The sequence below is a fragment of the Cellulophaga sp. genome, from assembly GCF_039943695.1.
Lineage (GTDB): Bacteria > Bacteroidota > Bacteroidia > Flavobacteriales > Flavobacteriaceae > Cellulophaga.
In genome coordinates this window covers 17,795-39,569 of record NZ_JBDVAA010000067.1, presented here as the reverse complement: position 1 = coordinate 39,569, position 21,775 = coordinate 17,795, and the positions used below count along the sequence as shown (strand labels likewise).

Annotated in this window: 21 protein-coding genes; 16 read left to right on the top strand and 5 right to left on the bottom strand. The window is 31.7% G+C overall.

All coding sequences use genetic code 11. The features are described 5' to 3' along the window. Positions 1 to 23: 23 nt before the first annotated feature. Genes ABJD66_RS05090 through ABJD66_RS05075 form a run of 4 tightly spaced genes read left to right on the top strand, consistent with a single transcriptional unit; the run spans position 24 to position 2,352 of the window. On the top strand, positions 24 to 632 hold the full coding sequence (locus ABJD66_RS05090; RefSeq protein ID WP_100895087.1) for an LUD domain-containing protein: 609 nt from the start codon (positions 24 to 26) through the stop codon (positions 630 to 632). Between the two features lie 2 nt (positions 633 to 634). Next, a complete protein-coding gene (locus ABJD66_RS05085; RefSeq protein WP_303545079.1) occupies positions 635 to 1,438 on the top strand; it encodes a phosphatidate cytidylyltransferase in 804 nt (267 codons plus the stop codon). Next, positions 1,428 to 2,093, top strand: a complete 666-nt coding sequence (locus ABJD66_RS05080) for a phosphatidylserine decarboxylase family protein (protein WP_100895085.1) — start codon at positions 1,428 to 1,430, stop codon at positions 2,091 to 2,093. Before ABJD66_RS05085 ends, ABJD66_RS05080 begins: the two co-directional genes overlap by 11 nt. Continuing rightward, positions 2,086 to 2,352 carry an acyl-CoA-binding protein gene (locus ABJD66_RS05075; protein WP_100895084.1) on the top strand — a complete coding sequence of 89 codons (267 nt, stop codon included), beginning with the start codon at positions 2,086 to 2,088 and terminating at the stop codon, positions 2,350 to 2,352. The genes ABJD66_RS05080 and ABJD66_RS05075 overlap by 8 nt, the downstream gene beginning before the upstream one ends. Here the strand turns inward: ABJD66_RS05075 and ABJD66_RS05070 are convergent, their stop codons facing one another. Beyond that, entirely contained in the window at positions 2,353 to 3,621 is a 1,269-nt protein-coding gene (locus ABJD66_RS05070; protein ID WP_348128915.1) for a sterol desaturase family protein, read from the bottom strand. A 117-nt stretch (positions 3,622 to 3,738) separates the two neighbouring features. Next, the gene (locus ABJD66_RS05065) at positions 3,739 to 6,372 is read right to left on the bottom strand and encodes a valine--tRNA ligase (protein ID WP_348128912.1); all 2,634 of its coding nucleotides are present in this window, start codon (positions 6,370 to 6,372) and stop codon (positions 3,739 to 3,741) included. Between the two features lie 197 nt (positions 6,373 to 6,569). On the opposite strand from ABJD66_RS05065, the gene ABJD66_RS05060 reads away from it, so the two are divergent. Next, positions 6,570 to 6,965, top strand: a complete 396-nt coding sequence (locus ABJD66_RS05060; RefSeq protein WP_075694382.1) for a DUF1573 domain-containing protein — start codon at positions 6,570 to 6,572, stop codon at positions 6,963 to 6,965. A gap of 47 nt (positions 6,966 to 7,012) precedes the next feature. Here the strand turns inward: ABJD66_RS05060 and ABJD66_RS05055 are convergent, their stop codons facing one another. Then, the gene (locus ABJD66_RS05055; protein WP_348128909.1) at positions 7,013 to 8,341 is read right to left on the bottom strand and encodes an aspartyl protease family protein; all 1,329 of its coding nucleotides are present in this window, start codon (positions 8,339 to 8,341) and stop codon (positions 7,013 to 7,015) included. A gap of 145 nt (positions 8,342 to 8,486) precedes the next feature. On the opposite strand from ABJD66_RS05055, the gene ABJD66_RS05050 reads away from it, so the two are divergent. The 9 genes from ABJD66_RS05050 (at position 8,487) to ABJD66_RS05010 (ending at position 17,296) form a co-directional block, all read left to right on the top strand. Then, a complete protein-coding gene (locus tag ABJD66_RS05050; protein ID WP_100895080.1) occupies positions 8,487 to 9,677 on the top strand; it encodes a pyridoxal phosphate-dependent aminotransferase in 1,191 nt (396 codons plus the stop codon). Continuing rightward, the gene (murB, locus tag ABJD66_RS05045) at positions 9,677 to 10,693 is read left to right on the top strand and encodes a UDP-N-acetylmuramate dehydrogenase (RefSeq protein ID WP_348128905.1); all 1,017 of its coding nucleotides are present in this window, start codon (positions 9,677 to 9,679) and stop codon (positions 10,691 to 10,693) included. The genes ABJD66_RS05050 and murB overlap by 1 nt, the downstream gene beginning before the upstream one ends. A 206-nt stretch (positions 10,694 to 10,899) precedes the next feature. Next, on the top strand, positions 10,900 to 11,463 hold the full coding sequence (locus tag ABJD66_RS05040; RefSeq protein ID WP_100895078.1) for a sigma-70 family RNA polymerase sigma factor: 564 nt from the start codon (positions 10,900 to 10,902) through the stop codon (positions 11,461 to 11,463). After that, positions 11,460 to 12,224: an anti-sigma factor gene (locus tag ABJD66_RS05035; RefSeq protein ID WP_100895077.1), complete on the top strand. Its 765-nt coding sequence runs from the start codon at positions 11,460 to 11,462 to the stop codon at positions 12,222 to 12,224. The genes ABJD66_RS05040 and ABJD66_RS05035 overlap by 4 nt, the downstream gene beginning before the upstream one ends. Before the next feature lie 56 nt (positions 12,225 to 12,280). Beyond that, a complete protein-coding gene (locus tag ABJD66_RS05030) occupies positions 12,281 to 12,490 on the top strand; it encodes a membrane or secreted protein (RefSeq protein ID WP_100895076.1) in 210 nt (69 codons plus the stop codon). A 24-nt stretch (positions 12,491 to 12,514) separates the two neighbouring features. Continuing rightward, positions 12,515 to 13,084, top strand: coding sequence for a sigma-70 family RNA polymerase sigma factor (locus ABJD66_RS05025; protein ID WP_100895075.1), 570 nt, complete (start codon positions 12,515 to 12,517; stop codon positions 13,082 to 13,084). A gap of 57 nt (positions 13,085 to 13,141) precedes the next feature. Next, entirely contained in the window at positions 13,142 to 14,017 is an 876-nt protein-coding gene (lipA, locus tag ABJD66_RS05020; protein ID WP_100895074.1) for a lipoyl synthase, read from the top strand. Positions 14,018 to 14,081: 64 nt separating this feature from the next. After that, entirely contained in the window at positions 14,082 to 15,092 is a 1,011-nt protein-coding gene (gene gap, locus ABJD66_RS05015) for a type I glyceraldehyde-3-phosphate dehydrogenase (protein WP_348128899.1), read from the top strand. Further along, the gene (locus ABJD66_RS05010) at positions 15,089 to 17,296 is read left to right on the top strand and encodes a response regulator (RefSeq protein WP_303571904.1); all 2,208 of its coding nucleotides are present in this window, start codon (positions 15,089 to 15,091) and stop codon (positions 17,294 to 17,296) included. Before gap ends, ABJD66_RS05010 begins: the two co-directional genes overlap by 4 nt. On the opposite strand, the gene lpxK is transcribed toward ABJD66_RS05010, so the two are convergent. After that, complete coding sequence (gene lpxK, locus ABJD66_RS05005) at positions 17,289 to 18,287, bottom strand: tetraacyldisaccharide 4'-kinase (RefSeq protein ID WP_348128895.1); 999 nt, start codon at positions 18,285 to 18,287, stop codon at positions 17,289 to 17,291. The two genes, ABJD66_RS05010 and lpxK, sit on opposite strands and share 8 nt — an antisense overlap. 50 nt (positions 18,288 to 18,337) lie before the next feature. On the opposite strand from lpxK, the gene ABJD66_RS05000 reads away from it, so the two are divergent. Together ABJD66_RS05000 and ABJD66_RS04995 are read left to right on the top strand one after the other, a co-directional pair. After that, a complete protein-coding gene (locus ABJD66_RS05000) occupies positions 18,338 to 19,432 on the top strand; it encodes a Nif3-like dinuclear metal center hexameric protein (protein WP_348128892.1) in 1,095 nt (364 codons plus the stop codon). A 4-nt stretch (positions 19,433 to 19,436) separates the two neighbouring features. After that, positions 19,437 to 20,216 (top strand): C4-type zinc ribbon domain-containing protein, encoded by a 780-nt coding sequence (locus tag ABJD66_RS04995; protein ID WP_100895070.1) that lies wholly within the window; start codon positions 19,437 to 19,439, stop codon positions 20,214 to 20,216. 52 nt (positions 20,217 to 20,268) lie between these two features. On the opposite strand, the gene ABJD66_RS04990 is transcribed toward ABJD66_RS04995, so the two are convergent. Next, positions 20,269 to 21,612 (bottom strand): NAD(P)/FAD-dependent oxidoreductase, encoded by a 1,344-nt coding sequence (locus ABJD66_RS04990; protein WP_348128888.1) that lies wholly within the window; start codon positions 21,610 to 21,612, stop codon positions 20,269 to 20,271. Positions 21,613 to 21,775: the final 163 nt, after the last annotated feature.

Here is a 21,775-nt window from a genome sequence, read left to right as displayed (position 1 = left end):
TAGTATAAATTTTAAGAATTTTAATGAGCATATTTGGTAAACTTTTTGGAACCAGTAAAAAAAAGAGTTCGGATGTACCCGCAGAAAACCGTGGTGTTCATATGCCAGAACTGGATTTACCTATAGACGAAAAGTTTACCATATATTTTAAAAAAAATGGCGGTAAATTTATTTACTGCGATTCTAATGACGAAATTTCATCTGCATTAAAAAATATAATGGAAGAGAACGACTGGCAAAACAGTTCTTTCTTTTCTTTAGATGACAGATTAGAAAAAAAATTTACTAACGAGCATATTACATTTTCTAAATCTGCTCAAAAAAGTACGGTGTTCTTTACAACCTGCGAGCATTTAATAGCTCAAAACGGATCTATCTTAATTTCTTCTAATCAGTTAAAAGAAAGAAAGATGAACGAGCTACCAGACAATTTTATTGTTTATGCAACTACAAGTCAGCTTACCGCGAGCTTAGGAGATGGTTTAAAAAGCATAAAAAAGAAATACCAAGGCAGAATCCCTGCAAACATCACCACCATAAAACATTTTCAGTCTAATATAAAAGAAGAAGATTTTTTATCTTACGGAAGTACAGCTAAAAACTTATATCTTATCTTGATGGAAGATTTATAAGTATGAAAGAAATTTATAAAAGAGCAATAACAGGTATTATTTACGTATTACTTTTATTATCGGCTGTATTTTTAAACTCAGATGCATTCGATTTTTTATTTATGGCATTTGGTTTAGCTTGTTTATTTGAGTATAAACGTATAGTAAAATTAAAAGGTTACTATGTATTTGTTGCCTATTTAGCACTTTGGTGGACTTTTATTTATTTTATACAAGATGAATGGGTTATTAATTTACTACTTATTGCAACTTTAATAACAGACGTTCTACTACTATACTTTTTACTCTCTAAAAAAGAAAAAACTTTTTCTCCAATTGAGAAATTCCTAACCGGACTATTATTTTTAGGAGGTGGATGTATTTTTTTAACTATGATACCTTACAGAGGTGGTGGTTTTGAAAAAATATTAATTATGGGAATTTTTATTTTAATCTGGGTAAATGACAGTTTTGCTTACCTAGTTGGCCGTAAATTAGGACGTAACAAACTTTTTCCTTCGGTTTCTCCTAAAAAAACTATTGAAGGCGCAGCAGGCGGATTAGTATTTGCCTTAATTGCTGCGTATATTATTTCTATCTTTGAAACTAATTTAAGTATTGTACAATGGCTTATATTAGCAACCGTAATAGTTGTAACAGGTAATTTAGGCGATTTAATAGAATCTAAATTTAAAAGAAAAGCTAAAGTAAAAGATAGCGGAGCAATATTACCAGGACACGGAGGAATTTGGGATCGTTTAGACAGTTTAGTCTTTGCTGCACCATTTGCATTTTTAACATTAATTATATTTTCACATGTTTCATAAAGAGGGACAAAAAATTATTATCATTACCTTTATTTTAGTAGCTGCAGCAGTTATATCTGCTCAATATTTTGTTACATTAAACTGGCTAAGATTAGGTTTGCAAGTTGCTGCATTAGTTTTTTTAATATTGATATTACAATTCTTTAGAAACCCTAAAAGAAAAGTAGTTAAAACTTTTGATGACATTTTAGCCCCTGTGGATGGTAAAGTTGTTGTTATTGAAGAAGTAGAAGAACCTGAATATTTTAAAGGTAAGCGCAAGCAAATTTCTATTTTTATGTCTCCAGTTAATGTACATGTTACAAGGTATGCAGCTTCTGGCTCTATAAAATATTCTAAGTATCACCCTGGAAAATATTTAGTTGCTTGGCACCCAAAAGCAAGTACAGAGAATGAACGTACTACAGTTGTAATAAACACTCCTAAATTTGGAGATATTTTATACCGACAAATTGCTGGTGCATTGGCAAAAAGAATTGTAAACTACGCTAAAGTTGGCGATAGTGTACACCAAGGTGAAGATGCTGGTTTTATTAAATTTGGATCTAGAGTAGATGTTTACCTACCACTAGATACCGTAGTTACTGTTAAATTAAACCAAAAAGTTGTTGGGGCAAAAACTTGTATTGCTACCTTACCAAGCCAGGATGACTAATGAAGAGCTACATAAAGAGTTTTTAGAGACTGTAGAGTACGTTAATAGCTATACAGAACCTTTGCCTGCAGATTTACTTTTAAAGCTGTATGCTTACTACCGTATAGCTCATAAAAACTTTGACAATCCAGGAAGTAGAACTCCACTTATTAATGCTTTTAAAGCAAATGCTTTAATACAAGCTAAAAACTTATCGCCTAAACAGGCAATGAAAAAATACATAAAATTAGTAGAGAAAGAAATTAGAATTAAAGAATAACTAGACTACAACCTCTTTATTAAAAAATTCTTTTTCTAACAATGTAAAATATATTGTTGCCGCTATAGTTATTAAAAAATAGCTCAGCATAACACTTGTTGCCCCCTTAAAATATACTTGCATTCCAAACCAACCATTTTGTATTATTAAATAGGCTACACCCAGCATACTCCTAATTACCTCAATAGTTAATGCATATTTTTTTCTATCCATTAGGGTAGTATACCCATAAATACCAACAAAAATAAAACTTCCATAAAGCAAAGCTGCTGTAAAACCTATGCTTTCAAAATTATAAAACAAAAAAAGCATTAGTCCTAAAGTAGCAAACATTTGAAAAATAACATACCCCTTAAATAACTTAGAAGCTTCAGTTGCATAACGATCAAAAGTATAAACATCTTCTATAATATCAATAGGATACTTTTGTTTAACATCATTTGGTCTCCAACCTGTTGGCATAAACCAAATTCTAATTTTATCCCACACATTTTTTGTATGCCAAGCATCTTTAGCTAAACGCAAAAAATGCTGAAAATTTATATGTACAGGGTTCCATGTCGCAGCAGGTTTTAAAACTCCGTATTGAGGCGGAACTTCATCTAACTCTTCTTGAAATGTACCAAAAAGACGATCCCAGAAACTAAAAATTTGACCTAAATTTTTATCTATATACTCTGAATTAATTGCATGATGTACTCTGTGCTGAGAAGGCGTTACAATAACATACTCTAACCATCCCAACTTACCTATATGCCTTGTGTGGTACCAAAACTGAGCAAACAAATGCAATGGCGCTAAAACAGCAATTACTTGCTCTGGAACACCCAAAATAGCTACTGGAAGCAATAATAAAGGCACGTAACCAATTAAATTAGAAATTGATTGACGTAACGCACAAGACAAGTTAAACTCTTCACTACTATGATGAATTACGTGTTGATTCCAAAAAATATTAATTTTATGACTCAATCTATGATTCCAATAACCAGCAAAATCAATAAATAAAAAGCCAATGAGCCAAACACCCCAAGAGTTACCAATATTAAATAGTGCTAAGTGTTTAACTAAAAAAGGATAAGACACAATTAACAGTCCTATCCCTAGAGAATCTTTTATAATATTTGTAAACCCAGAACTTATACTAGAAACAGTATCTAATACTGTATACATTTGTTTTTTAATAAAATATCCGTAAGCTATTTCTATAGCCATTAAAAGCATAAAAAACGGAATAGCGTACAAAAGAGCAGTGGTATAGCTAATCATAAATGTCTGGTTTACTCAAATTTACTAAAAAAAACCAAACGATTTACATTACACTTTTAACAAAAAAAGCTACTCTAAAACAGAGTAGCTTTTTGCATATTTATCAAAATAACAAGCTTATTTTAAACCTTTTAAACTCTTTTCTAAAGTTTCTATTTTAGCTTCTGCGTCTGCTTGTTTCTTACGTTCTACACCTATAACCTTGTCTGGAGCATTATTTACAAAACGCTCATTACTTAATTTTTTTTGTACAGAAATTAAAAAGCCTTTAGTGTATTTTAACTCCTCTTCTATTTTTTTAATCTCTGCCTCTATATCTATAGCGCCAACCATTGGAATAAAATATTCGTTAGATTTTACCCTAAAAGAAAGTGCGCCATCCACAGCAGCATCTGCATAGTTAATTGAAGATACATTGGTTAATTTAGCAATAACAACATCCCATTCTTTAGAAACATTTTCTGCATTTAACACAGAAAGCTCTAAAGCTTCTTTCATTGGAATATTTTTATTTTTCCTAATTGTTCTAACTCCAGAAACAACCTCAGCAGCAAAATCAAAATTAGCAATAATAGTCTCATCTACTTTTTGTTGTTTTGGCCATTGCGCAACAACTAAAGCTTGCTCTGGTGTACGATCTTCTATATGCTGCCAAACTTCCTCTGTTAAGAAAGGCATAAACGGATGCAACAACTTTAAATTTTGCTCAAAAACTGTAATTAGAGCATTGTAGGTTGTTTTATCTATTGGCTTTTGGTATGCAGGTTTTACAATTTCTAACAACCAAGAGCTATAATCGTCCCAAACTAGTTTATAAATTGCCATTAAAGCATCAGAAATACGATACTTACTAAAATGGTCTTCAATCTCTAACAACGTTTTATTAAACTTAGCGTTGTACCACTCTAATCCTATTTTAGACGCTTCTGGCTGTGGAATATCTGCTACTCCCCAACCTTTTATCAATCTAAAGCCATTCCAAATTTTATTAGCAAAGTTCTTTCCTTGCTGACAAAGAGACTCATCAAACATTAGATCGTTACCTGCAGCAGCACTTAACAAAAGCCCTACTCTAACGCCATCTGCACCATACTCTTCAATTAACTTTAAAGCATCTGGAGAATTACCTAGAGATTTAGACATTTTTCGCCTTTGTTTATCCCTAACCAGACCAGTTAAGTAAACATTTTCAAAAGGTTTTTGATCTTTATACTCATACCCAGCAACTATCATACGGGCAACCCAAAAGAATAAAATATCTGGACCTGTAACTAAATCGTTTGTTGGATAATAATATTTAATTTCTTCATTTTCTGGCTCTAATATTCCATTAAAAACACTCATTGGCCATAACCAAGAAGAAAACCAAGTATCTAGTGCATCTTCATCCTGACGAAGATCTTCAACTTTTAATGCTGCATTACCAGATTTTTCTTGGGCTAATTTTAACGCATCTTCTTTATTTTCTGCTACAACAAAATCATCTGCACCGTCACCAAAATAATAAGCAGGTATTTGCTGTCCCCACCATAATTGACGAGAAATATTCCAATCGCGAATATTCTCCATCCAGTGACGGTATGTGTTTTCAAACTTTTTAGGAAATAATTTAACCTCTGCATCATCACCAAGAACAGCTTCTATAGCTGGCTTAGCCAATTCTTCCATTTTTAAAAACCATTGGTCAGACAACCTTGGTTCTATAACAGCCTTTGTACGCTCTGATGTACCCACTTTGTTTAAATGTTGTTCAGTTTTTATTAAAAAACCTTTTTCTTCTAACTCTTTAGAAATTTCTTTACGAACAACAAATCTATCTTTCCCCTCATAATGTAGACCAAAACTATTTAAAGTAGCATCTGCATTAAAAATATCTACTACCTCTAAGTTATGCTTATCTCCTAAATTTTTATCGTTTACATCATGTGCAGGTGTAACTTTTAAGCATCCAGTACCAAACTCAAGATCTACATACTCATCTTCTATAATAGGTATAACCCTATTTACAATTGGCACTATTGCTTTTTTACCTTTTAAATGAGTAAAACGCTCGTCATTAGGATTTATACAAATTGCTGTATCTCCAAAAATAGTTTCTGGACGGGTAGTTGCAATTGTTAACGTGTCTTCAGATCCTTCAATTTTATAATTGATGTAATATAGGTTTCCTTGTTTTTCTTCATGAATTACCTCCTCATCAGACAATGTAGTTTGTGCCTCCGGATCCCAGTTTACCATACGGTAGCCACGATATATTTTTCCTTTGTTATATAAATCAACAAAAACTTTAATTACAGATGCTGACATATGATCGTCCATAGTAAAAGAAGTACGGTCCCAGTCACAAGAACACCCTAACTTTTTAAGTTGATCTAAAATAACTCCTCCATACTCATCTGTCCAATCCCAAGCGTGTTTTAAAAACTCTTCTCTGCTTAGGTCTGCCTTATTAATTCCTTGTTCTTTTAATTTTGCTACAACCTTAGCTTCTGTTGCTATTGAGGCGTGATCTGTACCAGGAACCCAACAAGCATTTTTACCTTGCAAACGCGCTCTACGTATTAACACATCTTGTATAGTGTTATTTAACATATGCCCCATATGCAAAACTCCTGTAACGTTTGGCGGCGGTATTACAATGGTATATGGCTCTCTTTCATCTGGAGTAGAATGAAAATAATTATGTTTTAACCAATAGTCATACCACTGGTTTTCAGATTTTTGAGAATCGTATTTTGATGCAAGTTCCATTCTTTGGTATAGTTTTTGTATTACTCTATGTGTGAGTATTTAATTTTTACAATAAAGCCTGCAAATTTAAAGAAAAATTAAGGATTTTTACTGTGTTTAAATACGAAACAAAAATAAGTAACGTTATTACATAACAAAAGAATTTTTAAAGGTTAAATTGTAAATAGTATATTTGATCTTAATTAAAACCCAAAATGATGAAAAAGATAGTATTAGTATTATTTGTTGGCCTACTAGCATTTAACCTAAGTGCACAAGACAAAAAGGCTAAAATTGAATTTAAAACTGAAACTGTAGACTACGGAAAAGTTGAACGTGGTGGTAATGGTGTAAGAGTTTTTGAATTTACAAATACTGGAGATGCACCTTTAATTATCAGCAAAGTAAACTCTAGCTGTGGATGTACTATTCCTAAAAAACCAAAAGAGCCTATTATGCCTGGAAAAACTGGTGTAATTGAAGTTAAATATGACACTAAAAGACCTGCTGGTCCTATTAGAAAAGCAATCACTGTTATTTCTAATGCAGAAACACCAACTAAGGTTTTAAAAATAAAAGGTGAACTTGTAGAAGCTAAATCTGTAGCACAATAATTACTACAAACCACAAAAAATAAAAAGCACCCTTTTTGGGTGCTTTTTTATTTAAATAAGTTTTTAATACGCAAATTAAAGAGTAGCCTTTCTCCCCTACGCTCTATTAAAACTACTACTTTTTTGCCTGGAATATCGTCTACCATATGCGTAAGCTCTTGCAACTTATACTTATGTGCTTCTTTTTTATTTACCTCTAAAATAACGTCACCAACTTTTAAACCAGCATCTTTTGCAGGACTGCCCTCTCTAAGGTCAGACACAACTATTTGGGGTACTAAACTTATAACCACCTCATTATCATAACTAACAGTTACTTTAGACGCAGAACCATTTTTACTTACTCCGCCAAAACCTTTTTGCTGCTTTAGCTTACTTTGTTTAATATAACGCATCCCTCCGTGTTGTAAAGCCATACCACTAGTTCTAAACCAAAAAGGCTTTTTATAGTTAGAATTTTTTTTGAAAGAAACCTGTTTATTAGGATAATCAATAACCCAATTAAACCTTTTTAAAACCTCACCGCCTACACTACCATTACGTTCTCCTTTTTGAGCTAAATACCTTATAGATGTACTATCCGGAAAAGCAGTTTTTGTATCTTTAATAACATAACTTCCCAATTTAAGATAATCTATCTTAGTTCTTTTCCCATAAATATCACCACTTAATCCTTTTCCTAAAAAGTCTTCAAAATACTTATGTTGCACAGCAATACCTTTTACTTTATTTTCAAAAAGCCAAACAGCATCACTACTACCCGTATCTATTAACAATTTTACAGGTACAGTATTTTGTTTTAATAACGCAGCCGCTTCTATATAGGCTTTTTTACGCTCTAAACTTAGCGGTAAATATTCTATTTTTTTATTTTTAGATTGCTTGTAAGTATTAGGGTTGTAAACTTTAATAAAGGTATTTGTGTAATTAATTTCTACAATATGATTTTTAAAAAAATCATACCCTAAAATACCGTGTATAGGAACACCTAATTTTGGAGAAAAATTTAAATCTTTTTCCAAAACAATATAAACTAATTGATTGGTGTTTTTAAACGAATTTAGCTCTAATAAGTTTCCTTTAGATTTTAGAGCTTTTATTGGCTCACCTCCACCAAGACCTTTAATAGTAATTTCTGATACGTTTTTAATATCTACTGAATCTTGATTAGAAAAATTAAAAAGTATAGGTTTACTTACACCAGTGTCTAATATAAAAGTAAATTGAGCACCATTGATCTTTGCTGGTAAAACAATGAGGTTGTTAATTAATTTAAACTTAATTTTCTCATACTTTTTACCTTCTGGTAACTCAAAATTTTGAGCTCCTGATAAAAAAGGAAAAAGCAGACAAAAAATAAAGATCCTGTGCATCATAATTACTGATTTTCAGCTCATACCCACTTAAAATACAAAAAAAAATGTTAAACCCCTTATTTTCAATCTTAAAATAGATGAAAAATAAGTATTTGGTTGTTGTTTTCTATGCTTGTATTTCTCATTTTTGCCTAAAATATTTTTTATGCCATCAATTTCAACAAAAGGGCTAGCAATGCCAGAATCACCAATTCGTAAATTGGTACCTTATGCAGAAGATGCAAAGAAAAGAGGAGTAAATGTTATTCATTTAAATATTGGTCAGCCAGATATTAAAACTCCACAAGTAGCTTTAGATGCAGTAAAAAATAACACACTAGATGTTATTGCATACAGCAGAACTGAAGGATCTGAAACATACAGAGAAAAAATAGCTGCTTATTATAAAAAACAAAATATAAATGTTACAGCACAAGAAATAATTGTAACAACCGGTGGATCTGAGGCTTTAGCTTTTGTAATGGGTAGTATTGCAGATGCAGATGATGAAATTATTATTCCAGAACCATTTTATGCAAATTACAACGGATTTGCTACTGCAGCTGGTGTAAATGTGGTTCCTGTTGTATCTAAAATAGAAGATAATTTTGCACTACCTGCAATAGAGGAGTTTGAAAAATTAATTACTCCAAAAACAAAAGCAATATTAATTTGCAACCCAGGTAACCCTACAGGATACTTATATAGTAAAGAAGAAATTAAAAAATTAGCTGCAATTGTAAAAAAACACAATCTGTTTTTAATTGCAGATGAAGTATACAGAGAGTTTACTTACGACGGTAAGGAGCACTACTCTATTTTACAAGAAGAAGGCTTAGAAGAAAATGCTATAATTGTAGATTCTGTTTCTAAAAGGTATAGTATGTGCGGTGCACGTATTGGTTGCTTAGTATCTAAAAATAAAGAGCTTATAAAAACAGCTCTTAAATTTGCACAAGCAAGACTATCACCTCCTACATATGCACAAATTGCTAGTGAAGCTGCTTTAGACACACCTAATAGCTATTTTACAGATGTTATTGAAGAATATGTAGAACGTAGAAACATACTAATAACAGAACTAGAGCAAGTAAATGGTGTACGTGTTGCAAAACCACAAGGCGCATTTTATTGTATAGCAGAATTACCTGTTAAAGATGCTGATAAGTTTGCACAATGGCTACTAGAAGACTTTAATGTTGACAACGAAACTGTGATGGTTGCACCTGCTGCTGGTTTTTATGCTACTAAAGGTCTTGGAAAAAATCAAATTAGAATAGCATACGTTTTAGACAAAGAACGATTAAAAAGAGCTGTTAAAATTATTAAACAGGCTTTAGCTGTATACCAAGATTAATGATTATTAAAGAAAACATATCATTAAAGGAATACAACACTTTTGGTATTGATGCAAAAGCATCTTACTTCTGTACAGTAACATCTGTAACAGAACTACAAGAAGCAGTAGCATTAACCAATTACCCTAACAAGTTTATTATTAGTGGTGGTAGCAATATGCTTATCACCACTAATATAAATGCACTAGTAATACACATAGCAATTAAAGGTATAGAGGTTAGCAAGGAAGATAGCAACAATGTGTGGCTAAATGTTATGGCTGGTGAAAATTGGCATAATCTTGTACTTTGGTCTTTAGACCGTAATTATGGCGGACTAGAAAATATGTCTTTAATTCCGGGTAATACTGGCACTGCTCCAATACAAAACATTGGAGCTTATGGTGTAGAGTTAAAAGATAATTTTGTAAGCTGTGAAGCTCTACATATTAAAAGTGGAGAAATACATAGTTTTACTAAAGAAGAATGCAAATTTGGCTACAGAGATTCTTTTTTTAAAAACGATGGTAAAGGAAAATACATTATTACATCTGTAGTTTTAAAACTGACTAAAAAAGATCATAATTTAAAAATATCTTATGGTGCTATTGAAGCAGAATTATTAAAAAATAATATAAACCAACCTACTATTAAAGATGTTTCTAATGCAGTTATAACTATTAGACAAAGTAAACTACCTAACCCGGCAGAACTTGGTAATAGCGGTAGCTTTTTTAAGAACCCAATAGTAGACAAATTAATTTTTGATAACTTTAGCCAAAATAATCCTGAAGCTCCGTTTTACGCCTTGCCAGACAATACGTACAAAATACCAGCTGGCTGGCTTATAGAACAATGTGGATTTAAAGGAAAAAGATTTGGTGATGCTGGCGTTCATAAAAATCAAGCTTTGGTTTTAGTAAACTATGGCAACGCAACAGGAAATGACATTCTTGAGCTATCTAAAAAAATACAAAACACTGTACTAAAGAGATTTAACATTAGTATTGAAGCAGAAGTTAATATCATAAAATAACCCCTGAAACCATAAAGGAACAGGGGTTATACCAAACCAAACTAACCAAAAATAAGTGGCAGTAACCAGCTGCCTACTTAAGTTGTAAATATTTTAATTATCGCAATCATTTTTGTAATCTTGCGTTGAACTATATACGTTAACAAATGTATATTTGGATGACGCAGTGTAAAAAAAATTTACAGAAATAGCGTAACACAACTAGAATGAGTACACTACTTGAAAAACATATTGTAGAATTACTACAAGACAGGGATGAAAAAGCAATATCTTTATTGTACGACCATTATGGTGATACTTTATTTGGTGTAGCTAACAAAGTTGTTAGAGACGAAGATTTAGCACAAGATGTGCTGCAAGAAAGTTTTGTGAAGATCTGGAAAAAAGCAGACTCTTATGATTCTTCTAAAGCAAAACTATTTACTTGGTTATTTAGAATTACACGTAACACAGCTATAGATAAACTTAGAAGTGTAAACACAAAATCAGATAAGGAAATCCAAATAGACGTTTCAGACGTATATAATTTAGGAACAGAGAGCACTAAGCCAGAATTAATGGATGTTAAGGATAACTTACACAAGTTAGAACCTAAATATAAAATTGTACTGGAAGCCTTATTTTTTGAGGGAATGACCCAACAAGAGGCTAGTGAAGAATTAGATATCCCTTTAGGAACTATTAAGTCTAGATTAAAAATAGGTCTTAGAGAATTAAAGAAAATATACGGTTCTACCGCATTAACAATACTTATATCATTTTTGTTATGACAGATAAAATAAAAAAATTCTTAGAATCAGACCTTCTAGAAAAGTATCTTTTAGACACCACTACTACAGAAGAAACGCTTAAGGTAGAACGCTACATAGCAATACACCCAGAGGTAAGTAAAACGTATAATGAATTGCAAGAAAATTTAGAGATTTTTGCAAAACTGCATGCTATTGACACTCCTGATGGTTTAAAAAATAAAATTTTAGAAAGAGTAAAAGCAGAGAAAAAATCGAACAAAAAATTCTATAGATATATAGGTATTGCATGTTCTTTAGCTTTTCTTTTTGCTGCTGCATCATTTTTCTTCTGGAATCAGAATAAATCATTACAAGAAGAAAACACTATTGTTAACAATAAAATGAAGACTATTGAAGACAATATGAAACAGCAATTAGAGGATGTTAGAAACCAATTTATTGTTCTTAACAACCCTAAAACAAAAAGATACAATGTAAAAGGAAACACAAAAGCAAAAGAATTAAAAGCAGTTGCTTATATAAATCCTGTTAAAAAACTATCATATATAAACGTTAAAAACATACCTAATTTACCAGAAGATCAATGTTTACAAATGTGGGCAGAAGTAGATGGTAAAATGATAAACATTGGTGTTATTAAAGACATTAGTGATAAAGATAAATTACTGGCATTACCTTACGGAGAAAATGCTATGGGTTACATTACAATAGAACCTAAAGGTGGTAACAAAACACCTACAGTAGAAAATATTGTAGCCAATATATCATACGCAAACTAACGTTAAAGTGTATACATATAAAAGCTATAATTAGTATCTTTGCTTAAAATTTAATTATGAAACTAGTTTTAATAACCATAGGCCTTCTAAGTCTTGGTTTTGCAGGAATAGCAATTAAAATTTGGGCAAAGAAAGATGGCAAATTTGCAGGGACGTGTGCTAGCCAAAGTCCATTTTTAAATAAAGACGGACAAGCTTGCGGTATGTGCGGCAAACTACCTGCGGAGCAAGATTGCAAAATGGAGGCATCAACAGAAATACAATAGGCAAATGAAAATTTGCCTTTTTTTATGAAATTATCTGAAGAAGAACTTATCTCTAACCTAACCAAAGCTAAAGCAGGTAACCAAATTGCTTTTAGCAACCTTTTGGACACTTTCTGGAACGATGTTTATGGCTTTTTATTAGTTAGAACAGAGAACGAGAATGATGCTGAAGACCTTACCATACAAACGTTTTCTAAAGCTTTTGATAAAATAAACACTTACGATGATAGCTATAAGTTTAAAACTTGGCTAATTACAATTGGTAAAAATTTACACGTAGATTTATTTAGAAAAAGAAAACGTAGTGTATTAGAAAATATGAATTATGGCAATGATGATGTTATAAAAGTATTAGACGATGCACCCACTATTGAAGATCAATTAATAATAGATCAAAATTTAGCAAATTTACTGCAAGACATAAAAAAGCTAAAACCAGCATATCAAAAAATTATAAACCTACGCTACTTTAACGAACTTAGTTACGCAGATATAGCCACAGAGCTAAACGAACCTATAAACAGTGTTAAAGTAAAACTACTAAGAGCAAAAAAACTACTTGCACAAATTATAAAAGCTAAACGTAAATCTTGACCACTACTCTATTATAAGTAACGCTATTTTGTTCGTATATTTGTACAAAATATTTTTATGAGTATTAACACTGTAGATAACGTAAAACCGCCTAAGGGAAAACCAAAATGGTTACGAGTAAAACTACCTACTGGTAAAAAGTACACACAATTAAGAGGCTTAGTAGATAAGTATAGCCTTAATACTATTTGTACTTCTGGTAGTTGCCCTAATATGGGAGAATGTTGGGGAGAAGGCACAGCTACATTTATGATTCTTGGTAACGTATGTACAAGATCATGTGGTTTTTGCGGTGTAAAAACAGGCAGACCAGAAGATGTAGATTGGGAAGAACCAGAAAAAGTAGCTCGTTCTATTAAAATAATGAGCATTAAACATGCTGTTATTACATCTGTAGACAGAGACGATTTAAAAGATATGGGTTCTATTATATGGGCAGAAACTGTTAAGGCCATAAGAAGAATGAACCCTGAAACTACCTTAGAAACTCTTATTCCAGATTTTCAAGGAATAAACACTCATTTAGATCGTATTATTGAAGTGGCTCCAGAAGTAGTTTCTCATAATATGGAAACTGTAAAAAGACTAACAAGAGAAGTGCGTATACAAGCTAAATATGAAAGAAGTTTAGATGTATTACGATACTTAAAAGATAACGGTGCCAGAAGAACTAAATCTGGTATTATGCTTGGTCTTGGTGAAAAAGAAGAAGAAGTTATACAAACTTTAAGAGACCTTAGAGATGCAAATGTAGATGTTGTAACTATTGGTCAATATTTACAACCTTCTAAAAAACACCTACCTGTTAAGGAGTTTATTTTACCAGAACAGTTTAAAAAGTATGAAGAATTAGGATTAGAAATGGGCTTTAGACACGTAGAAAGTGGCGCCTTAGTTAGATCTTCATACAAAGCACACAAACATATTAACTAACTTTAGCTTACCTATAATTTGCTAAAGACTGCTTTTAACTAAGCATTATTTTTTCGTATTTAAAATGAAAAAAATAAACATTGGTATTAACGGCTTCGGCAGAATTGGTCGTACGTTATTTAGGTTACTAAACCAATACCCAAATTTAAACGTAGTAGCTATAAATGATTTAGCAGATGCTAAAACATTAGCTCACCTATTAAAGTATGATAGTGTACACGGTATTTTTAATGAGAATATTTCTAATACAGAAAGTACTATCACTGTAAATGATGAAGTAATTAACCTTACAAATGCTAGTACTCCAAAAGATATTCCTTGGCACGCTAGTAATGTTGACTTGGTTATAGAATCGTCAGGTAAATTTAAAACGCAAGAAGATTTAAATTATCATTTACAAAACGGAGCTAAAAAAGTTATATTATCTGTTCCACCAGTAGACAACGCTATTAAAATGATTGTTTACGGTATAAATCACACAGATATAACTGCAGAAGATCACATTATTTCCAATGCATCATGTACTACAAATAATGCCGCTCCTATGGTAAAGGTTATTAATGATTTATGCGGTATAGAGCAAGCGTATATTACAACTATACACTCTTATACCACAGACCAGAGTCTGCATGACCAACCACACAGAGATTTACGTAGAGCAAGAGCAGCAGGGCAATCTATTATCCCTACAACAACTGGTGCAGCAAGAGCATTAACCAAAATATTCCCAGATTTGGCAGATGTTATTGGAGGTTGCGGTATACGCGTACCTGTACCAAACGGTTCTTTAACAGATATTACTTTTAACGTAAAAAAAGAAACATCTATAAAAGAAATAAATAATGCTTTTAAGTACCAATCAGCCAATGACTTAAAAGAAATTATGCATTACACCGAAGATCCTATTGTTTCTATTGATGTAAACAATAGTTTTTATTCTTGTACGTTTGATTCTCAGATGACTTCAGTAATTGGAAAAATGGTGAAAGTTATTGGTTGGTATGATAATGAGTCTGGATACAGCAGTAGAATTATTGACCTTATAAATTTGTTGGTTCAAAAAAAATATATTTGAAAAAAGTAAAACATAATCTAATTTTTAAAACAGTACTTGCTGCTATTTTTAGTTGCTTACTGTTTTCTTGTGCAGTTGCTCAAGAATCCCCAACTGCGCTTAAAGATTTAGATTACTACTTTGCTCTTGCACGAAAATACAAGAACCAGAACAACACAAAACCTGCCTTAGAAGCAATACAAAAAGCTACCGAATACGCAGAAAAAAATGAAGATGAAAAAGGTCAGATAGATTGTTTTCATCAATATGCATTTTTATATTTAAAACTTAACAATGTTCCTAGATCTAAATTTTATTGGGAACGCACCAAAGTATTATTAAAAGGTATTACATATCCTTATGGGTCTAGTGAAAGCAAATACCTTGAGGCAATTTATTTATACTTAGATAAAAATAATTTTCAGGCTGAAGAAAAATTAGTAGAAGCAAAACAACTAAGTAATGATCGTAATTTACTTAACCGCATAGTATTAACTCAGGCCAACATCAACTTTCAAAAAACAAATTTTTTAAAAGCATCTAGGTTTTATAATGCATTAGTTGTAAACTCAGACATTTACGAAAAAGACTATTTTACCACTCAAGGCTACTTGGGCCTTGCTAATATTAATTCTTTAGATAATCCTGAAGATTGTATTAAGTTTTGCTTAGAAGGCTTACCTATTGCAAAAGCAAATGGCTTTGTAAATGAATTATTAGAATTTAATACACTAATAGCTAAGGCGTATGAAGACATTGAAGACTACAACTCTTCTCTTCTTTTTAATAAGAATTTAATTCATATTAAAGACTCTATCTACAGTATTACTAATGCTAAAGCCAAAGAAAGAACTGCAAATGATATACATATAGAAGGGTTAGAGGAAGACGTAAAAACTCTACTTGAAAAAAACATAGAGCAAGAGGCATCTATAAACAGGTCTGAAAGCACCAATATTGTAGCCTTTGCTATTTTGGCAATTATTTCTCTTTTAGCTATTTCTTTATATAGAAATAATCAAATAAAAATAAAAACAAATAAAATACTACACCAAACCAATAAAGAATTAGAAATTGCTAAGGATGATGCTGTAAAAGCTATGGAAGCCAAAACCAATTTCTTATCTACAGTAAGCCATGAACTACGCACACCTTTATATGCTGTTACTGGTTTAACTAATTTGTTGCTTGAGGAAAACCCAACAGAAAGCCAAAAGGATCATTTAAAATCTTTAAAATTTTCTGGAGACTACCTTTTAAACTTTATAAATGACATACTACAGGTAAATAAAATTGATGCTCAAAAACTAGAGACGTTACAGATAGAGTTTAGCCTAAGAAAAACAATTAAAGACGTAATAGACTCACTACAGCAAAGTGCAAAATCTAACAACACTAAACTTAGTTTAAATATTGATAAAAAAATATCTAGAGCACATTTAGGAGATCCTATAAAAATATCTCAAATACTTATAAACCTTATAGGTAACGCCATTAAGTTTACTAAAAACGGAGAAGTATTTGTTACTATTAATGAAATTAAGAAGGTTGAAGACCTTTGTACAATTTCTTTTGAAGTAAAAGACACAGGTATAGGAATATCTAATGAGTTACAAGAAAATATTTTTGATAGTTTTGAGCAAGGCTCTATACAAATAAATAGAGAATATGGTGGCACAGGACTTGGTTTAACCATTGTAAAAAACCTACTAAAACTTTTTGGAAGTACTATTCATTTAGAAAGTACAAAAGGAGTTGGATCTATTTTTAGCTTTGATATAGACCTAATTTGTAAAGATAAAAACACAGAAAATCCAGAAGAAGAATATATTCCGCAAGAATTTATTTTTGAAGGCTTAAAATTACTTATTGTTGAAGACAACAAAATAAATCAAGTAATTACAAAAAAAATGCTTTCTAAAAAAGGAATGGTTAGTGACATAGCTAATAACGGCACAGAAGCAATAGAGCTTGCACAGAACAACACTTACGATGCTATTTTAATGGATATTCATATGCCAGGCATTAGCGGTGTAGAAGCTACTATAGAAATTAGAAAATTTGATTCTGAAATACCTATTATTGCACTTACGGCAATATCTTTAGATGATAGTGTAGAAAATTTTTATGCTGCAGGCTGTGATGATATTGTTACCAAACCTTTTAAACCAGACTATTTCTACCAAAAAATTGGTGAGAATATTTTTAACAAAAAAATTACTTAATTACGCTATTAATAGCAGACAGTAATTTATCTTTTCCTTTATCTAAAATTTTGTGCTGCACTTCTATGTAACACAAGTTTTTTAATTTTCCTTTTAGTCGTACAAAATCTTTTTCTGTAGTTAATACAAATTCTTTACTAGCAAAAGTTTCTATTTCTGCTGCAGTAAAAAAATGATGATCACTATATGCCAGATGTTCAAAATCTACGCCTTGAGTATTTAAAAAATCTACTAAAGGCTTTGGATTTGCAATACCCGTTACCAAGGTTATTTTTTTTCCTTTAAAGCTAGTTAAAGTTAAACCCTCTGTAAACCCCTTTAGTTCTTGCGCATAACTTAAACTTGCAAACAATAATTGCTGGTGTTTTTTAAGTTTTAGCTTACCCTCTATTTTTAAACACTCTTCATTATTAATTGTAGCCGGACATTTTGTTACTATAATAACATTTGCTCTTTTAGCTTCATTTTTTGCATCACGCAAGTTTCCTGTTGGCAAATACCAATCATCAACATACAAATTACCATAAGCAGTAAGTAAAATAGCAAAGGTTGGCTTTACCTTTCTATGCTGATAAGCATCATCCAATAAAATAACATCTGGTTTAATTTGTTGTTCTAAAGTCTCAATTCCGTTTCTACGATCACCATCTACAACCATTGTTATAGCTGGGTATTTCTTATAAATTTGATAAGGCTCATCTCCTAATTCCTCTACTGTAGTTGCACTTTTAGCTATTAGCAACCCCTTTGATTTACGACCATACCCTCTACTTAAAACTGCTAGCTTATAATGTTGTTGTAGGTTTAATATTAAAAGCTCTATCATTGGCGTTTTACCTGTACCACCAGCACTTAAATTACCAACACATACTGTTGTTGTCTTATAAGATTTTGAAGAAAAAACACCTATATTAAACAAATAGTTACGCAGATATACCACTAAAGCGTAAAGTAAAGAAAAAGGGAATGCTATTTTTCTGAGTAGTTGCATAAGAACGAAAGTAAATATTTTATCTTTGAAAACCATTAAAGCAATCAAAAATGACTGTAAAAGAAATTACAAACATTATTGAAGATTTTGCGCCGCTAAATTACGCAGAAGATTTTGATAATGTAGGCCTACTAATTGGTAATGCTACCACAAAAGTTACTGGGGTACTAGTTACTCTAGACACTTTAGAAAATGTTGTAGATGAAGCTATTGCCAAAAACTGTAACTTAATTGTAAGTTTTCATCCTATTATTTTTTCTGGCCTAAAGAAAATTACGGGTGTAAACTATGTAGAGCGTGTAGTTTTAAAGGCTATTAAAAATGATATTGCAATTTACAGTATGCACACCGCCTTAGACAATAGTAACAAAGGTGTAAATGCTAAAATTTGTGAAGTTTTAGAACTTACAAACACTAAAATTTTAATTCCGCAAAAAGGCACTATAAAAAAATTAACAACTTATGTCCCTAAAAAAGAAGCTGCAGAATTAAAAGAAGTTTTATTTGCTGCTGGCGCAGGTAATATAGGTAATTATAGCAATTGTAGTTTTACAACAGTAGGTACAGGCAGTTTTAAACCTAATGAAAAAGCTAACCCAACAATAGGCGAAATTGGAAAAACACAAACCGAAGAAGAAGTACAAATAAATGTAACTTTTGAAAAAGCTAAAGAGAAGAAAATTTTACAAGCTCTTTTTAAAAATCATTCTTACGAGGAGGTTGCTTACGAAATAACAACCTTAGAAAACACCAATCAAAATATTGGTATGGGAATGGTAGGTGAGCTAGAAAATCCCGTAAATGAGACCAAATTTCTTCAAGATTTAAAGATAAAGATGAATGCCGACTGTGTTAGGCACTCTAATTTGCTAAATAAAAAAATAAAAAAAGTAGCTGTACTAGGCGGGAGTGGCTCTTTTGCAATAGCCGCCGCAAAGGCTGTAAACGCTGATGTTTTTATTACAGCAGACTTAAAATATCATCAATTTTACGAGGCAGAAAACAAAATATTACTGGCAGATATAGGACACTTTGAAACAGAGCAGTTTACAAAAAATCTTTTAGTAGAGATACTTACAAAAAAAATTCCTAATTTTGCAGTCTCTTTATCGGAGAGTATTACAAATCCTATCAAGTATTTTTAAAAATATGGCAAAAAAGAAAGAAGCAACGGTAGAAGAAAAATTAAGAGCATTATATGACTTGCAATTAATTGATTCTAGAGTCGATGAGATAAGAAACGTTAGGGGTGAACTCCCGTTGGAAGTTGAAGATTTAGAAGATGAAGTTTTAGGACTTAAAACTAGATTGGATAAATTAAAAACTGATGTGGAAACCGTTAATTTTGAAATAACAGCTAAGAAAAATTTAATTGAGGAAGCTAAAGGCCTAATTAAAAAATACGCTGAACAACAAAAGAACGTAAGAAACAGTCGTGAATTTAACTCTTTATCTAAAGAAGTTGAGTTTCAAGAATTAGAAATTCAATTGGCTGAAAAAAACATCAAAGAATTTAAAGCGCAAATAGAGCAGAAAAAACAAGTTATTTCTGATACTAAAGAGCGTTTATCTGCTAAAGAATCTCACTTAAAGCACAAGAAAAGTGAATTAAGCGAAATTTTAGCTGAAACTGAAAAAGAAGAAAAAGCATTACTAAAAAAATCTGAAGACTTCCAAAGTCAAATTGAAGAGCGTTTAGTAAAAGCTTATACTAGAATTAGAACCAATGTAAAAAATGGTTTAGCAGTTGTAGCTATTGAAAGAGGTGCATCTGGAGGTTCTTTCTTTACAATACCACCACAGGTACAAGTAGAAATTGCCGCTCGTAAAAAAATTATTACAGATGAGCACAGTGGTAGAATATTAGTAGACCCTGTTTTAGCTGAAGAAGAAAGTGAAAGAATGCAAAAAATGTTTTCTAAATTATAGAAACTCATTTTATATTGAATAAAAAAAAGACCGCTAAATTAGCGGTCTTTTTTTATTTAAGTAATTCTATTATTTTGTTAGTAACCTCGTCACTATCCCACTTTTCTTTTATATTAGGTAGCTGCATTACTTTTTTCATTATTGCTTCTTGCTCATCTCCTAATGCTAATGCCTCTGCATAAGGCCTATTACTAAACGTTACCCTAGAGTACACCGGCAACCATTTTTCTGGGTATTCTGTTGCAAATTTTTTCTCTATCTTTTTTTGCAGTAAAAACATTGGATCTGCTGTTTTACTACTCATTTCTACAAAATTCCTATAACTAAGTTCTGCTATAGCATCTGCATTTGGTTTACGCTCTTTTTGGTATTCATTAAAAGCCATGGTCCAATTCTCTGGATACTTCTTAAGTAAATTTGTAAGTACAAAAATATCTTCAAAACCAGCATTCATACCTTGACCATAAAAAGGTACTATTGCATGTGCAGAATCGCCCACAAGCGCAGCCTTATCCCAATACGTCCAAGGAAAACATTTCATTGTAACCATTGCACTTGTCGGATTTTTAAAGAAATCTTCTATAAGGTTATCTAAATCTGGCATTACATTAGGGAAATGCGTAGAGAAGAACGTTCTAGCATCATCTTTGGTCTTAATACTCTCAAAAGAAATATCACCCTCATACGGCATAAAAAGCGTACAGGTGAAGCTACCATCTAAGTTTGGCATGGCAATAAGCATAAACTTACCTCTTGGCCATATATGAAAAGAGTGTTTATCTAATTTATGCGTACCATCTTCATTAGGTAAAATAGACAGTTCTTTATATCCTACCTTTATAAATTCCTGAGAATAATCAAACCTACTACGTCTTTGCATTTTATGACGTACTCTAGAAAAAGCACCATCACAACCAAAAACACAGTCAAACTTATATTCTTCCCAGACACCTTTTTCAGATTCTCCTGTAAATATTTTTGCTTCAGGTAAATCTACATCCCAAACTTTTTCTGAAAAACGAAATTCTGTTCCTTCGGCTTCTGCCAAATCTATCATTTTTCTATTTAAAATTCCTCTAGATGTAGACCAAATTGCCTCTTCTTCTTTACCATATTTTTGGTAATACAAAGGCACACCATCTACGTGCATTGCTCTTTGGTAAAGTGGTATTGCTATTTCTTTTATTTCTTTTTCTAAACCTACTTGCTGCAATGCGTTCCAACCCCTATTGCTCATTGCTAGGTTTATAGACCTACCAGAAAACTCTACTGTGCGTATATCTGGTCGCCTGTCAAAAACAGTAACCTTGTGTCCTTCTTTTCTTAAGTAAATAGCTAATAAAGAGCCCACTAATCCGGAGCCAACTATGGCTATGTCTTTTGGAGATTTTGACATATTTTATTTGTGTAAAGAGGTGATAACGAACGTTAAAATTATACTAACAAGCACCTAAACATATTGTATAGCTCGTATATATAAAACATCCGCTTAATGCGTCTACATATAAAAAAGTCCTTCATAATTTTACTTTTATGAAGGACTTTTTCTTTTATAAACC

Excerpts from the sequence above, each read along its gene's own strand:
- ABJD66_RS05055 (WP_348128909.1), bottom strand. The coding sequence starts at position 8,341 with ATGATGCACAGGATCTTTATTTTTTGTCTGCTTTTTCCTTTTTTATCA.
- ABJD66_RS04995 (WP_100895070.1), top strand. The coding sequence starts at position 19,437 with ATGGCAAAAAAGAAAGAAGCAACGGTAGAAGAAAAATTAAGAGCATTA.
- ABJD66_RS05065 (WP_348128912.1), bottom strand. The coding sequence starts at position 6,372 with ATGGAACTTGCATCAAAATACGATTCTCAAAAATCTGAAAACCAGTGG.
- murB (WP_348128905.1), top strand. The coding sequence starts at position 9,677 with ATGATTATTAAAGAAAACATATCATTAAAGGAATACAACACTTTTGGT.
- lipA (WP_100895074.1), top strand. The coding sequence starts at position 13,142 with ATGAGTATTAACACTGTAGATAACGTAAAACCGCCTAAGGGAAAACCA.
- ABJD66_RS05040 (WP_100895078.1), top strand. The coding sequence starts at position 10,900 with ATGAGTACACTACTTGAAAAACATATTGTAGAATTACTACAAGACAGG.
- lpxK (WP_348128895.1), bottom strand. The coding sequence starts at position 18,287 with ATGCAACTACTCAGAAAAATAGCATTCCCTTTTTCTTTACTTTACGCT.
- ABJD66_RS05075 (WP_100895084.1), top strand. The coding sequence starts at position 2,086 with ATGACTAATGAAGAGCTACATAAAGAGTTTTTAGAGACTGTAGAGTAC.
- ABJD66_RS05000 (WP_348128892.1), top strand. The coding sequence starts at position 18,338 with ATGACTGTAAAAGAAATTACAAACATTATTGAAGATTTTGCGCCGCTA.
- ABJD66_RS05090 (WP_100895087.1), top strand. The coding sequence starts at position 24 with ATGAGCATATTTGGTAAACTTTTTGGAACCAGTAAAAAAAAGAGTTCG.
- ABJD66_RS05025 (WP_100895075.1), top strand. The coding sequence starts at position 12,515 with ATGAAATTATCTGAAGAAGAACTTATCTCTAACCTAACCAAAGCTAAA.
- ABJD66_RS05035 (WP_100895077.1), top strand. The coding sequence starts at position 11,460 with ATGACAGATAAAATAAAAAAATTCTTAGAATCAGACCTTCTAGAAAAG.
- ABJD66_RS05060 (WP_075694382.1), top strand. The coding sequence starts at position 6,570 with ATGAAAAAGATAGTATTAGTATTATTTGTTGGCCTACTAGCATTTAAC.
- ABJD66_RS04990 (WP_348128888.1), bottom strand. The coding sequence starts at position 21,612 with ATGTCAAAATCTCCAAAAGACATAGCCATAGTTGGCTCCGGATTAGTG.
- ABJD66_RS05030 (WP_100895076.1), top strand. The coding sequence starts at position 12,281 with ATGAAACTAGTTTTAATAACCATAGGCCTTCTAAGTCTTGGTTTTGCA.
- gap (WP_348128899.1), top strand. The coding sequence starts at position 14,082 with ATGAAAAAAATAAACATTGGTATTAACGGCTTCGGCAGAATTGGTCGT.
- ABJD66_RS05070 (WP_348128915.1), bottom strand. The coding sequence starts at position 3,621 with ATGATTAGCTATACCACTGCTCTTTTGTACGCTATTCCGTTTTTTATG.
- ABJD66_RS05050 (WP_100895080.1), top strand. The coding sequence starts at position 8,487 with ATGCCATCAATTTCAACAAAAGGGCTAGCAATGCCAGAATCACCAATT.
- ABJD66_RS05085 (WP_303545079.1), top strand. The coding sequence starts at position 635 with ATGAAAGAAATTTATAAAAGAGCAATAACAGGTATTATTTACGTATTA.
- ABJD66_RS05080 (WP_100895085.1), top strand. The coding sequence starts at position 1,428 with ATGTTTCATAAAGAGGGACAAAAAATTATTATCATTACCTTTATTTTA.